The following is a 14,693-nucleotide window of genomic DNA, read 5'->3' on the forward strand; positions in this document are numbered from 1 at the left end:
TTCGATTCCCGTACCGGGTACAAATGAAATCCTTGCACAGCAAGGGTTTCATTCTTCCAAAAAGAAAAGTCGGGCGACCAGCCGGGCGGATCATAAAAGTATGCTTGAAGAATTTCGCAATAGCAAATTCTTTATTATGCATACACCTACACATTACAAACCAGCAAAGCTTTACAACGCTAAAGGAGACATCACCAAGGAATGGTATGTTGAGTTTTATGTTATCAATCCTGAGACAGGTAAGTTTCATCGATTCAAAGAAAGATTTGAAATCAATCGAATGCCTACCAAAGGAGCCAGAACAGATTACGGTAGGGCTATTGTTCAATTTCTCAATGAGAAATTAAAAAATGGATTTAACCCTTTCATCGATCGAGCCAAAGCAAAATTTGGAGATCAGTACCACGTACAAGCACAGCTCTACAAAATAGCTGTAGAATTATGTGAGGAAGGAACGATCACATCCCGTGCTGCATTCAGAGAGCATTACAACAGGTTTTGCAAATTCATTCAGATTAAAGAATGGGTGAGTTTATTGATGGAACACATCACTATTGATCATGCCAAAGAATACAGGGCCTACATGAGAAAAGAAGGGTTGAGCAGAAAAACAATAAATGCATCCCTATCCTACATGGCTAAATTCTGGGCGATCGGAGTTGACAAGAATTGGACTCCAATCAATCCATTTATTTCTGTACCAAGAATAAAAAAACACCAGGTTCTTGATACCGAAAAAGACACACGCTTTGAACCGCTAAATAGCAAGGAAATGACCGCTGTTTTTGAAGGTCTTTCTGCTATGGGAGAAAGAAACTTCATCCGATACCTCAGTATGATCTATTATGCCTGGGCACGGCCTAGCGAGATAGCTAGATTAAGAGTCAATGATATTGACTTTGAAAGGGATGTGATCAGGTTTAGAAAAACTGAAACAAAGAATGGTAATGCAGCTTACGTACAGATTGTACCTCCTTTAAAAACTATGCTGTTGGAAATGGAGCTGCAGAATTATGATGGCAACCATTATCTTTTTGGGATGGGCTTTACTCCCGGATTGAAAAAACTTCGAAAGAATATACCATCAGAACACTGGAGAAGCAAAGTGAAAGACGACCTCGGTATTAAAAAGGATATGTACGCTCTTAAACATACCGGTAACATTGAATACCTGTTAAGAAATAAAGGGAAGGTTGACCTCAAATGGCAGCAAAGCCAAAACAGGCATTCCTCTTCGGTTATGACAGAACGATACATTCGAAAACTTGGAGCCTACTTTATCGAGCTGAAGGATATGAACTTCCGAATTTTCTGATGAAAAAATAAGTCGCAAAAATTTTATATAAAACCCAGTGTTTACAAGGCTTTCAGGCCAAACCATCGAAAAAAACGTTTAATCATTTATTACGCACCACGGCTTGTCCTATCAGCCGGGGGGGCGGACACCTTCGATGAGTAGAAATATGAAAGGCCTGCGGACACCCCGCAGGCCTTTGTTTATCAATAAGTTGTCATCAATGGCATTACTATGACGCAAGCGGACACTACTTGCCTCTCATCAATGCCCCTCTGCCTCCCATAGGCTTGATTACTTTCTTTTCCAGTACGGCACACAAGACCTGATCCCATGCCTCTGTATGGTGTGGAGCATTCTCTGCCGGTATCTTCATGTCTGTCTCAGGCTTTTTGTTCTTCTTTGTCTTACCACTGGATGTGATCGCCCCGGTCCTGTTGATACTATTAATAAGAGGATCTGCTCTGTACTTATTAACCATAACCGGCATAATGCCTTTGCCATTCAACCAGTCAGCAGTATGATGGAAACGTATAGACTGATCAGGCAGGTCCTTGATATAGACTGGCTTCACATTCCACTTACGCAGCTTAAGCTCTTTAATAACCAGATCCTTTAAAGACTTCCTACCTGCATCCTTAGCAATAGCTGTTGAATCGAATACATAGTAGAGATACTTCCTCCGATGCATTAGGAACATATCATCAAAGAGCCTGATTGCTTCAGGTATTCCTGCCTTAGGTTCTACAGCGTGAATAGATGCTACAGTATTTAAAGAAACAGTAGACTTACCTGGTAGCTTAGCTATCTGAGATACTTCAAGGCTAATAATCCTCCAGTTATAATCCATTGATATAATAAGCGGCTTATCCTGCTCAATATCATCCATGGATTCATACTGATTATCCTCATTGAAGTCAGGGTAATAAGGGTGCTCTACCTTACCGGGATCCTTATTCAATATGGCCACATTGTATTCCTCTTCTGTTTTACAGTCTCTCTTCTGGTCCCGATAGTATTTCTCACCAAGGATATCAATATTCTCAAAGGGTTCTGCATCACATACATAGACTAATTCTTTACGCAACTGATTCAATTTGAATTCCACCTCATGAATCTTTAAGGCATGTCGATAAAGACTCGACTCAGAAGCTCCAGACTTCTTCATTAGTGCCAACTGATTCTTCCATTCCATTACCTCAATTGATTTGGTAAGTATGGCCTGAATCAGCTTATTATCCTGCTGATCTCTGAGCGCTAGAATCCAGTCGATATCCCCTTCATATTTATCAGAGAAAGACCAAACACTCCTATATTCAGGAAGATGCCCCCATCTTTTAAACTGGCCACGTAAAGCCTTATATAACTGGGTAGTGATCCTGTCTCTACTTACGTACTTTGTCTCATCAATTATTGCAGACTGAGCATTGATACCGTTGACAGATCCGTCCTTGTGTGAGGATCCACAGATCACTACAAATCCCGAATTAAAGGTGATGGCTCGATCGTACTTCCTTGGTTCAACAATGGGCTTTTTCCAGTTTACTGGTGGCTTCTTAAATACCACGAAGTCTTTATCCTCAATGATGCCCATCTCATTACTTAGGAAACTCGTTATGGCTGGGACGATAACGCTTTCCAGCCTTTCAAATGTATCAGAATAAAGAACGCACTGACTCCTAGGCATTACCCTGCTTAAGTGCAATAGTCTGGGTCCAATTCCCCCTTGCGTTTTACCTGTAGCCCTTGGCCCAAGAAAATGGGTGACATTGGCATTGATTAAATGAATCTTTGCCTGACTCTTATTTAAATTAATCTCAGTCTTTTTTTCCATCAGGTAACTTTAAAAGAGCATCTTCAATAATGGCCGTTGCTTCCTCGGTTTGCAAAACCTGCCCCTGTATGGTTCGGTTATCTATGTTGAATATCACGGTCTGACTACCAGGATCAACAATATCATCCGGATACATCTCGATGTATTTCTGCAATAACTGCTCAAAAGAAACCTCTGTTTTTGAATCACCTATCTCCTGAGACTCCCTTATCCGTTTCATACAATACTCGATCCGAATACCGAACAGATACTTTTTGTTAAATGGTTTTGATGAGGCAAAAACAAATTCTGCATCCATCATATCACGGTATGCAGTAGCCCGGTGGTACTTGTAAATTGATCGCAACATATTGGCGATCTCTTCCCTGTTTTTCTTCCCGATATTGCGTTTAATTAACTCATCGGCTCTTTCCCACCTTTCCAATAACTCTTGTTGAAATGGAGTCAAAGGAACCTCACCCCCTGATTCCAGATGCGAAATGATGATATCACGATTGGTATCAAACTGCTCTTCCGTTGGCTTGAATAATTTTATCCCTTTCGACATTATTTCTTCTCTTTATATTGTTCGCCTGTTAATCTGAAGTAGAAATCCCGGTATTTGCGATAGAGCATGGCTGCCGTCACATTTTTAGCGTCTTCATCTATTTTCTTTCGGTTACGGCGGATATTACGCTTTGCATTTTCAATTGCCTTGGCTTTATCGAGCGGACACTCAGGAACAGTAAACTGAGCGTCTTCTTCTGAAGGCTCTAAATCAGGTATTTTACCTGTCTTTTTATACTCATCTGCCTTATCCCATAAGTCCTGACAAGATTGCTCAAGCTCTAGTATTTCAAAAGCCATGGGCTTGCGGATATCAATCATCTCTTTCTCATTACCCGAATATTTATCCAGCTCATGCCTTAGGTAATTCATTCTTTGATAGAGAGGAAGCCATTTATTCCTGATGGAGGACAATACTTTATCATCAGAATCGGGGATTTCTTCGCTAACCAGCTCTGTCTTAATAATTGAAACCGGTGACTTCTCGAGAAAGCTCAAAAGTTCTTTCTCCAGTATTACCTGAGATTGAGGGTTAGCACCCCTTCTGAACAAGGATTTAAGGTCCTCGTTTTTGCTGATTACATTGAAGATGGCAGTACCGACATGGTAGTTCTTGCCTCTTTTAATCCAGTCATGAATAATTTTCATGACGCTAATATGAGAAGCTATGTCCGCTATGGAAAGGACAATGAACGGACACTAGTAGGAAGGAATAGGAACTTGAACCATTAGCCATTCTAAAGTAAGATCTCCTGTTCTGATATATTTAAACCCCTTATCGGACAGTGTTTTAACCAATTCTGGCTTTTCAATGATACCGCCGGCATGTTTTTCAAGCATGGTACAAATTTCATTGGTAGTAAACTGGTGCGTTGACTCCTGCAGGCTATCAGTAGGAGAATAGGTTTCTAAAAAGATGGTTAGTGCTTCTTGCCACATTATTCAATGATTTTATATCCGGTTCCCGGCCTTAATCTAAAGTACCTGGTAAAATGGCTGGAGTAAGATGGAGGAACGTTCAAGGTTGCCTCCTGCATATCATGTAATACAATAGGATTGCCCAGAACTATCAAATCTCCATTGGTGTCCATATCATATAATCCGCCCAAAATTGATGGATCAGGATTACTGTCCGCCTGCGTTACATTCTCAATATATACTTTCAATGGAACGGTTGGGTTTGTAGGTATAGTACCGGCAGGATCAGCATAGACATAAATGACCCAGTCCCCTTCAGTAACATCTGTATAAGTGATACCTTCTGTGTAGCCGGTTAGCGTGATCAGAGGAATGAATACAGGGTTCTCAAAAACCATTTTCAAATAAACATCCGGAGCTGGCGCCCCTTCTGCATCAAACTTATCAAGACTCAGCTTTTGTAAAGTAGCCTGGATGAAACCAGGATAACCACGAGGCTCAATGAAGCTACGTACCAGGTAAGCTATGTTAAAAAAGAGAATGATATCATCCCATTCATACTTATACAACTCATGAATGGGCAAATAAATCTTCTGCTCGTCCGTTTCAACCTGACCAATCAAATCAATCCATGGCTGAAACCAGTATTTTATGATCCCGAAATCATCATCCCCGTTCTGATGCCTCAAAACATTACTCCAATCTCCGGATTGAGTGCCGTTGGGCAGAATATTAATGCTACTTAAGTATGGGTATTTTTTTGGGCCGGGGGAACCATCGTTTTTTACTTCATCTACTAATCCATGGTAATAGAGCGTCCGAAGACCCCATTCTTTATTGCGGCTCTGCTTGCAATAAGCGAAAAGACCGTAATAATCAACTCCAGCGGATGTACGGTATTTGGTTCTGTAGACGGGTAACGTTGATACTTTTGTTTCAAATGTATCAGTAGCGCCTTCAACTTCTTCATCATAGATATTATCAGCAAAAACAGCCCACACCCGCTGGTTAGTAGTCTCATCGAGTTCTATCCTGAAATATTGATTTTCCTTAAAAGCATAAATCACCGAATTATCATAATTACCTAATGGGCTAGGTAAATCAGCTTTACTTAAAACTGGCGGTTCAATTTTCAGACTTTCAAAGCTCGGTTTAGATGGCAATTCATCATTGGACGGCATCTCATTTTTAAACTCGAAAACCTTAGGTTCTCCGGAGAAATCTGCTGAAACGGTAGAGGATGCATATTTCGTCCAATCCTTAAGCCTTCCGGATCTGGCTTTATTAAGAGGGATTAACCGGCATACATTCGAATAACTACTGCATAACGGAACCCAACCATACTTTTTACATATTTCGAGTAATAGATCCGTACAGGTTACTTCAGGGCTTATCCATTCTGCCAGCTTGAACCTCAGCTCTGCAATATTGGTAGCTGTAGGGAGATTTTCATACTGATCACCCACCCAGGTTTGCTCCCATGTAACATTGGTCGTAAATAATGGCTTAACGGAGAAAAGGAAAATGTTTTCCCAACCGGTACCTGCCATGGCTGAACTATCCAATAGCCATCCGTGTTCTTTAAACAAACACTCAAACAGGTATTTTACCCTTGGCTGCAAAACATAGGCCTGAATAGGCATTAGATTAGCATTCAGGTCTAAAATATTCATCCAACCATTTGCTAACTGGTCATCCGGATCGCCAGTCCATAAATCATTCCTGATAGGGGCGACGATATAATCAAATGTGTTATCCCATGTCTGTTGAAAATGCTGAACATAACCTCCTGAATTATCCGTTGGATCATTGGTTGTATACTCAAACACCCTTTCTCCATCACATTCCAGCTTGCTAGCTTTCTTGTCTTTTATTTTTGATAGAAAGCTGCTGATGCCATTAAGAATAAAGCCAGAAGCATTCCCTTTACCAAATACCCTCCTGTTGACATTTGCGCTTTCAATCACTAAAGTGGCATTAAAGGCAAAGCTCCCTTGGTCCAATATTTCTACTTCAAATTTGCCTTTCTTCTTTATTGATAAATCAAAAAAGTATTCGCCAAACAAACGGACATTTTTTTCCGTAGCTACGATAGTTAATGGGGTACTGTATTCCCCAACAAGAGACTCTATCAGAAACATAGGATTGTTCCTGGTATGCTCGATCTTCTGACCGGGCTGAATATCAACAATCTCATTTTTATATCGTATCGAAAACATAATTAATAGACTTCTGTGTCGTTACCTAATCCCAAATCAATATGTTCAGGGGTAAATACTTCATCTTCCCCACTATTAGCACCCTCAACAGGGAAGCTTATTAGCTTATCGGTATTCTTTCTGAGCTGCAGGCTTTTTTGATTAATGATAACCGGTACAAACCTCGAATCAATTATTCTATAAATCAATGGTGAAAGCAAAATGCCGATAAGTGACTCCTGCTCTTCAATAGTTCTTTGATATCCAACATCACCCTTAAATGTTCTACGGTAGGTAATACCAATATGGCTTGATTGATGCGATTTAACAATTGCGCTCCATTCATCACTTTTAAAGCCCCCCTCTGCGTCCTGATTATTTCTTTCAATTCCACTGGTAATTTCACCTGTAAGCCTAATTGAATCAAGGCCACCCAAACTATTGAATGAAATGAGATCCGTTGGATTATAAACTGGATCGTAATTCTTATAGTAACGATAGCCTGATACAATCACATCACCATCTTTCAATATGCTCACTTCCCACCAATATAGCTCCGCAGTTGGAATACCCAGGCTATGCGGATCCGTCTTTATGTGAACTATATAACCCTCCTGCGTAAGATCGATGTTTGCAATAGTCTCCACATTTGCAGTACTCCGGTAAGTAATTCTTAATACACAGCCATTCAGCGTGCCTGTTTTAGAGAAGACAGACAGGTATAATGGTTGATCAACCCAAACCATTCTGAAAGATGGTTGCCATGTAAAAAATGGCTTTACAACATCAAAATAATTAATAAAGAAATTATTCCTAGCATAACGATGATGCTCAATACCTCCCTTTATTGCAAGCCTTGGCTTTGAAGCCTCAGTATTTGTAAAATTTGAATCGGGATCCGCATCAGTAACCTCTCTTGAAATCAGATAGAACTTACAGGTTTGACCCTGGTCTTTTGAGATTGAAGCTGTAGGAAGCTTGTAATTCAATAAGCTGTCAATATACTGGTTAATAGGCAAATAAACCTTCCCATCACTCGTTGGTTTTAACTTCCAAGAAGTAAGATAAGTGTATGGAGATTCTGTAATAATCAGTATCTCATTAGAAGGCGGGAAAGTTTCCTCGTTTTTTGTATATGCTTTGATTGTATAAATAGCATCAGCTTCTGCCACAAAAGTGTAAGTGAGCCAATTTGGTTCATCCTGATCATAAGTGAACTGGTTGAAAATTTCCTCTCCATCTTTCAGAACCCTTAGTTTGGCATAAGGCGTTCCTATTGCAGGCCATGCTACAAAAATGGGAACTATCAGCGTAACGGTATCGCCAGCTTTGACAAAATCGAATCCCTGTGCCGTAAAAGCCGCTTCCCGGATTGTTACCCCATTTACTTTAATGAATAAATTACAGTCATACGTTTCTTCATTCATTACCCAATTCAACTTTGCCAGACCGTCTAGTATCTTATAATATAGCTTCGCTTCAAGATAAAGACCGGGTCTATCTAAGTCAGTAACATTATAGCCATAACGAATTTCATTTTTTGAAAAACAGTAGGCGTTGGGTCGTTCAAATACCTGATGTGCCATTATTCATCATGCCATTTTGTATTATCAAATTGGGTTATGTCATCCGCATTAATTTGATCAGGGAAACTAAGCCTCCAACCAAATACACCATCCTCAACATCACCTGTCATTTGGAAAAAGAAGTCATTAATGTTCAGGTCCTTAAATGGTCCACAGCTCCCTTCTTCTTCAAAATCATTGAGCATTTTAGAAATAAACTGATTCATAACAGTCTCAGCCATTTCATAGGCGATTCGCTTCTTTTCATGCTCACTGTCAGCTTGGCCCTTATGTAAAAACCATATTGTATTTGACCATTCTTTCCTTATGCTTCCTGACAGATCACGAAACCTTCCGCTCAGGTCCATCATTACTACACATGGAAAATGAATGCCTGTGGTTATCGCTGTACTCAGTCCATCTTCATCTTCAACTGGAATAAAACTCACCCGGTTGGTGGTTGAACCTTCAGACAGCGGACGATTATGAGCAACCAGCTTATTTAAAGAAGCAAGGCTCTCGAGGTACTCTTTTTTATCGGTATAGTTATTCATGCTCATTTAGGAATTTTTGCAGCTTCGACTTTTAAAATTTCCATTTCCCGAAGGGCCTTGTGAACATTCATTTGCTCTACGGCATCAAAGCTGCCGTACCTGGTTCCACACAATCCACGTATCAATTCGAACATTCCCGGTGCTTTAACATCTGCAGGAGCTGCTCCATCATCGAATACATCGTATGTGCTAATCATCATTTCACGACACCCATCATACCACATCAGAATTGCCAGCTTAACAGGCATTGGCCATTTAGCGACCTTTTTAGCCCAATACCCGGTTTCATTATGATTGTACTTTACTCTGATATCACCATCGGTATCTTTTGCCTTATCATATCCCTTCTTTCCTTTCCGATACAATACAGCAATAAGATGGTCCAGCGCATCTTCCTTCTCTCCGCTGATCATCCACTCATAATATACCTCACAAGCACTCCATTCTGACATTGTTAAATTATCCCAGTCCGAAGCTGGTCCATAAAATGAACCATGCAACCCAAACTTTGGCCGGTATACCGGTAAGAATTGATTTGTCAATCCATTCTTTTCAAATACCCATTCAACATATTCTAACAACCCACTTTTCGCCTCCAGGCTCATTCTGTAAAATGAGTACCGGCTTTTAGATAGGAGTATCCTGAGCGCTTCTAATCTTGCAATAGCAATAGGAACTGAAGAGAAAAAAAGTCTACATATCGCAAGCACCTGCTTTCCTGAAAGTTCATTATAATTTTCAGGTAGAATATGCGTGGTTACTCCCTTTGAGCTTGAATATGTTACATCTATCATTAAAAACGGATAAAGCTTCTTTGAATACCAATACCTATGGACGGTGACCATTTTTTCCCATCGAAAGCTGTTCCAGCAAAAAAACCGATGCCCCATTTAGTTGGTTTAGGTCGAATACTTATACCGCTTAATCCAACTATCCTGGTATTCGGATTTGTACTCGATACATCTACTGTCAGCTCTCTTGTAAACCAACCCTTCTTTTTATAATGGGTCGTTATGTTGAGTATTTCACGAATAGAATACTTCCAAAGGCTATCCTTATGAAGGTTTCCCTTAAGTGTTAAATACTGGTCATTAAAATAAACACCCAAATTCGGGGCAATGGTGCCAGTTGAATCTGATGGGCTTAGCGATTGCTTGCCGGAAGTATCAATATAGATAGGAATAAATGTGCCGCTGTTTTCCAAATTAGCCTGCACCAATTCTTCAATATATTTTTCCTTAGTCTTCAGCACTGCAGCCATTGAATCAATCTGCCGTTTATAAAACAATGGGATTTCAGAACCCTTCTCCACCCCGGCCACTTTAACTTCCGTATGTACGGTGCCGGCAGCATCTGTATACTGCTTGCTTATTGGTGCTGCAATGGCAGCATTACCCTTTTCGGGCGTAGCCATGGGTGAAGAAGGCTTTAATAATAACCATACTATTATGCCTCCTAAAATAGCAGCAAGGACATTCCAGAGGATTTGTTTTTTATTCATCTGTCTTTGATTTTGGAGGGAAAAACTTCGCCATGATGGGCTTCATTATCAAATCATACATACTGGTAGCTACTGCAAAACTGATAAAATAGTCTACCAGCTTTTCATTTTTCAACTCACCAGATATGAGTAATAGACCTAAATAAAATAGACATCCTACAAGACTTACCAATAAGGTTTTCCAAGCAGGAATGATGTTAACTGTTTCCAGGTACTTTTTTTGCCAAAGCCCGGAGCAGATAACCAGCAATACGATTACCCCATCTAAATGAAGGCTGTCCCAAGTAAGAAATTTTAAAATGTTTTCCATGTTATTGTTTTGAGTTTATAATAATCCCAGTGTCTTATCGGTCAGGTAACGAAGCAGGGGGGCGCAACCAATTTGTTTACTTACGGCATTAGCATCATACTTATGGTCAGCCACATAAAGCCCTTTGGAATAATGGTTCGTGTAACTCCATAAGTATGGGCTATTAATCCCTTTCCTTACATATCCAAAGCCATTCATTGACTCCATGTAGTAAAGAAGTGTTTCGAGCGACCAGGACTTTACCTTATCATACCCCTTTAGTTTGATCAGGTCAAAGGCTGATTCTTCAAAACTGTATCCTGCCTTATTTAGCGGTACTGTAAGTGGTCTTCCTTTTGGCACCCGGTATGTCCTGGCTCGAAGAGAATCACCGTTATGTACATGACCTTTAAATGTGAGCCCATCTTCTCTGTAGTAAATCATACCAATAAAAAACCATGGTATATTTCCAGCACAGTGATTAACAACGATCTCAAAGCGTTTGCGGTACTTAATTATCCGCTGTGCTTCCCGAATAACTTCCTGCACCTTACCTGGATGGATTACCATGGTATTCCATAAGTCCTGATATTTCGCTCTCGATCTGTCGGAAGCGGAAAGAACTGGCTTAATAATATTAACCGAGGATGCCGATGCCATACTAATCTACCTTTTGCCCTTTACGCATTCTCCACCACTTTTCAATGGTGTAGCCGCTGGTGATTAAAAATGATACAATGGCCATAACAAAAATGACGTCATCTTTTGTTACATGTGATAGCCATCCAAATATGTTTGTAATCAGGAATCCAAACAGGCTTATTGCATTTGGGTTGTTTTGATGATTCTCCATTGAACTATTGGCGTTTCTATTTAAAAATTCCTTTTCGAGTCGCATTGTAGTCTACCTTTTCAGTTGATCTTTCTGTGAAATATTTGCTTTGGATATAAGTATTGAACACTGCTTCTCCTTTATTATCCCGCAGGTATGACCTGACCTTTTTCATATACTTATTACCATCTCTCAATGCTTCATCCCTTGTCATCGTAAGCAGGTTATCTGGAGCAATCCGCTCTCCTTTGTATGGTTGATCACCGGCATCATTTAAAAGCACTGTCAGCCCGTTTTCAGTAACCTTTATTGAAAGTGTTCCCACTATCTTATGAATAGTAAAATGAGCTATTGCACTTTTAAGCAGATCGATTACCTTTTTCTGATGGTCAGATGGAACAGCTACTTCTTTTAACTCATTAAGAAATTCCTCTCCAAGGGAATCCCATATAAACAACTCCTCAACCTTTTTAATCGTTGGCTTTAATTGAGGATATACTCTGTGAGGTTGATGCAATGCATAGCTGCGATTGAAATCAGCCCCATTTTTAAACAACAATTTTATCGGTGAAGGATCAGCCCAATCCAAAGTATCTCCCTCTTCAAAAAGATACTCCCAAAGACGATCCAGTGCTTTGGCGCATTTGTCTCTGAGCTCTTCTTTGACTTCCCTGTATTCCCATCCAAAGACATTCTCCTTATTTTCTGATACAGTTTTTTTAAGGCCAGTATCACCTATTTGTATATGACGGGTTGAAATACCAAGAAGAATAGAAAGCGGAGCCACATATCGACGAGCCTTCCCCAATAACTCTTCATACTGCTCTTCAACATTTTCAGCATCTGCCTGTGCCTGTAGTATGTCAAATAGATCTTCACCCAAAATCGGCTTTAAGAATTCCTGCTCGGCCTCGTCAAGACCAGGGAAATTATTATTGGTATCAAACGTAAAACTTACGTTGACATACTTCTTGAAAGTGCTAATATCGTTGGCTTTGAATAACATATTAAAGGGGTTCAGCTTTTGTAGATTTACCAGTATCCAGAGTTGTAAGCAAACCACTCATGCAACGAAAAACCAACCGTGGTTTCATTTTTATACCTGAAGACATGACTGCTGTATTGCCAGTAGAGGTTACCGGGTATACAGTTCTTTCCACTTCAAGCCTCTCACTCCAGCCATTGAACTTCTTAACCACATTTAATATCTGGGCGTTCTCACGGCGTTCAGCTTCCAAAAGCATTAACTGTATTAGGTAACTCTCCCTGATATTACTACCGCCGGCATTATTGCTATAAGGTCCACCTGGTTGACCCGCTCCGATCAGAGCCGGGTTCATAGCTATTGCAAACAGTATTTCACTGTTCGCTGCAGAAGATTCAGGCAGAAGCTTCCCGTCCTTCACTTTATCATCGATCACCTCGATTTGAACGTATGAAATTTCTTTCTGGGCTACGTCATCCCAATACCTACCTGTAATCCACGTCTTGTAAGTCTTATCCTCACCAGTCAACCACTCATCAATTTCATTATACTTCTCTTCCCGGATCTGGTTGCGTTTCTCTTCATCATAAGTTTCATCATCATCCCATGCGTCATAAGCATCCTCAAAATATTTTTCAGAAATACTGATCAGGTACTTAATGGTGATCTGGTTAGCAAACATGGCGTTTTTGAAAGCAGGCACACTTCTGGCAACCTTTACCCAGGCTCTTACTGCATACCATAATGGAAGAGAATAGTAATTGCGACCATTACGAAGGGTTCTGCTCATGAATCCGAATTCAAAGCCGCCATTACCAGCCGCTCTTTCGGCTAGGTCTTCCAGTTCATAATGCTCCCTGAGTAAGGGAATTTGCGCCATCTTTTCTTTGTCAAAAGAGGAAGATCCAATCTGCTTCCAGTCGTTACAAAGGATCAGGCTTTTGATCTGATTACCCTTGTTTATCTTTTCTCTCTTTTGTAAACGGGCAGAAACAACGTCAATCCTGCGGACACGGTTAATATAATCACGGCCTTTATTGAGGATAAAGCTACCTGGTGACCATCCATACCCGTTCTTATCAAAGGAGCGCTCAAGTGATACATCGAAGAAATTATTAGACTCCAACCAGTCGTGAATTTCTGAATCAGAAACCCATTCCAATTCCTCTGTTCCATCTGGTTTAACATTGGTCAAAAGAAAGGGCTGAAATCCTTTTCCTGCGCTGATCCTTGCCTTAGAGTCTAAAGCTGCCTGTAATACCCCGCAATTCTCAATATGATCGGCCATTTCAAGGGGTAATAGATTGTTTTCACCCCAAGGGCTCCATAACGAGGATGAAAAATCCTGACATACATCTGGCGGGGCAGAAAACAACTGTCCGTCCACCTCATTACCATAAGTGGCTACCCCATTTTTCATATACAGGGCACCAGATTTTGAGCTGAATGCAAACCCACCTTTTGAATAATCCATTACAGAACCGTTTTACCGTTGAATTGCCTGATAAGGCGAATATGCACCTGCCGGATCTGGCCATTAGGCAGGATCACGTTACGGGTGCTGTTTTTAAAGTGGTTGGGATTTTTCCTTAAGGAAGACTTGGGCTGGGCGGAGGCAATGGCTCTTTTATCCGTTTCTTTAACCGGATCATGCTTTTGGGCACGAGGGAAAAACAGTTCTTCGCCACCTGTCCGCTCCCTTTTATTACAGGTAATGGCAAGTAGGCTGAACGTTTGTCCGCCATCCATAATCTGTATAACTTCCTTGAGGGTGATCGTTTCCACGAATCAAATATGGAGCTATACTTCGGGAGGGGAAAGGACAATGAAATGCAATAAAAAAGGGGATCAAATGATCCCCTTTTTTAGCTTTTATTACCATGACAATCTTTAAAAGCTGTACCGCTCCCGCAATGACAAGGATGGTCTCTTTTAAAATGTTGCCAGTATGCATGTAAATGATCTTCGGGTGCTGGTATACCCATCAGTTCACAGGTTTGAACTACTACAGGGTAAAAGTATTTAGGCAAACACTGCATTGGAAATGTTTCCCCATTCACTTCAACGATGACTCTATTGTATGTATCATAAAATGATTCATCCACTACATTACAGCCATGATTTCTCAAATACTCGAAAAACTGTTCAGAAGTAAAACATACAACCGTCATCCATTA

Annotated in this window: 17 protein-coding genes; 1 reads left to right on the forward strand and 16 read right to left on the reverse strand. The window is 40.5% G+C overall.

The features are described from left to right. A partial coding sequence (locus tag ACH30E_RS16575; RefSeq protein WP_490825753.1) for a tyrosine-type recombinase/integrase occupies nt 1-1,315 on the forward strand: 1,315 nt, incomplete at its 5' end. 229 nt (nt 1,316-1,544) lie between these two features. Here ACH30E_RS16575 and ACH30E_RS16580 read toward each other — a convergent pair. The 16 genes from ACH30E_RS16580 to ACH30E_RS16655 form a co-directional block, all read right to left on the reverse strand. After that, a complete protein-coding gene (locus tag ACH30E_RS16580) occupies nt 1,545-2,888 on the reverse strand; it encodes a hypothetical protein (RefSeq protein ID WP_490825752.1) in 1,344 nt (447 codons plus the stop codon). Nucleotides 2,889-3,111: 223 nt separating this feature from the next. Beyond that, entirely contained in the window at nt 3,112-3,675 is a 564-nt protein-coding gene (locus ACH30E_RS16585) for a hypothetical protein (protein WP_490825751.1), read from the reverse strand. Beyond that, nucleotides 3,675-4,322 (reverse strand): hypothetical protein, encoded by a 648-nt coding sequence (locus tag ACH30E_RS16590; RefSeq protein ID WP_490825750.1) that lies wholly within the window; start codon nt 4,320-4,322, stop codon nt 3,675-3,677. Before ACH30E_RS16590 ends, ACH30E_RS16585 begins: the two co-directional genes overlap by 1 nt. A 51-nt stretch (nt 4,323-4,373) precedes the next feature. Beyond that, a complete protein-coding gene (locus ACH30E_RS16595) occupies nt 4,374-4,613 on the reverse strand; it encodes a hypothetical protein (protein ID WP_490825749.1) in 240 nt (79 codons plus the stop codon). Continuing rightward, on the reverse strand, nt 4,613-6,811 hold the full coding sequence (locus ACH30E_RS16600) for a hypothetical protein (protein ID WP_490825748.1): 2,199 nt from the start codon (nt 6,809-6,811) through the stop codon (nt 4,613-4,615). Before ACH30E_RS16600 ends, ACH30E_RS16595 begins: the two co-directional genes overlap by 1 nt. Before the next feature lie 2 nt (nt 6,812-6,813). Beyond that, nucleotides 6,814-8,376 (reverse strand): hypothetical protein, encoded by a 1,563-nt coding sequence (locus tag ACH30E_RS16605; RefSeq protein ID WP_490825747.1) that lies wholly within the window; start codon nt 8,374-8,376, stop codon nt 6,814-6,816. Then, entirely contained in the window at nt 8,376-8,909 is a 534-nt protein-coding gene (locus tag ACH30E_RS16610) for a hypothetical protein (RefSeq protein ID WP_490825746.1), read from the reverse strand. The genes ACH30E_RS16605 and ACH30E_RS16610 overlap by 1 nt, the downstream gene beginning before the upstream one ends. Before the next feature lie 2 nt (nt 8,910-8,911). Beyond that, on the reverse strand, nt 8,912-9,703 hold the full coding sequence (locus tag ACH30E_RS16615; protein WP_490825745.1) for a hypothetical protein: 792 nt from the start codon (nt 9,701-9,703) through the stop codon (nt 8,912-8,914). Further along, on the reverse strand, nt 9,703-10,410 hold the full coding sequence (locus ACH30E_RS16620; protein ID WP_490825744.1) for a DUF6808 domain-containing protein: 708 nt from the start codon (nt 10,408-10,410) through the stop codon (nt 9,703-9,705). Before ACH30E_RS16620 ends, ACH30E_RS16615 begins: the two co-directional genes overlap by 1 nt. After that, nucleotides 10,403-10,720, reverse strand: a complete 318-nt coding sequence (locus tag ACH30E_RS16625) for a hypothetical protein (RefSeq protein WP_490825743.1) — start codon at nt 10,718-10,720, stop codon at nt 10,403-10,405. The genes ACH30E_RS16620 and ACH30E_RS16625 overlap by 8 nt, the downstream gene beginning before the upstream one ends. Nucleotides 10,721-10,735: 15 nt before the next feature. Continuing rightward, nucleotides 10,736-11,359 carry a hypothetical protein gene (locus tag ACH30E_RS16630; RefSeq protein ID WP_490825742.1) on the reverse strand — a complete coding sequence of 208 codons (624 nt, stop codon included), beginning with the start codon at nt 11,357-11,359 and terminating at the stop codon, nt 10,736-10,738. A gap of 1 nt (nt 11,360) precedes the next feature. Continuing rightward, the gene (locus ACH30E_RS16635; RefSeq protein ID WP_490825741.1) at nt 11,361-11,552 is read right to left on the reverse strand and encodes a hypothetical protein; all 192 of its coding nucleotides are present in this window, start codon (nt 11,550-11,552) and stop codon (nt 11,361-11,363) included. 16 nt (nt 11,553-11,568) lie between these two features. Further along, nucleotides 11,569-12,537 carry a DUF6712 family protein gene (locus ACH30E_RS16640; protein WP_490825740.1) on the reverse strand — a complete coding sequence of 323 codons (969 nt, stop codon included), beginning with the start codon at nt 12,535-12,537 and terminating at the stop codon, nt 11,569-11,571. 1 nt (nt 12,538) lies between these two features. Continuing rightward, entirely contained in the window at nt 12,539-13,990 is a 1,452-nt protein-coding gene (locus ACH30E_RS16645) for a hypothetical protein (protein ID WP_490825739.1), read from the reverse strand. After that, entirely contained in the window at nt 13,990-14,301 is a 312-nt protein-coding gene (locus tag ACH30E_RS16650; RefSeq protein ID WP_490825738.1) for a hypothetical protein, read from the reverse strand. Before ACH30E_RS16650 ends, ACH30E_RS16645 begins: the two co-directional genes overlap by 1 nt. Nucleotides 14,302-14,381: 80 nt before the next feature. Further along, nucleotides 14,382-14,687, reverse strand: a complete 306-nt coding sequence (locus ACH30E_RS16655) for an SEC-C metal-binding domain-containing protein (protein ID WP_490825737.1) — start codon at nt 14,685-14,687, stop codon at nt 14,382-14,384. Between the last annotated feature and the right edge of the window lie 6 nt (nt 14,688-14,693).

This window comes from Sediminibacterium sp. FW305-C-61 (genome assembly GCF_058231065.1).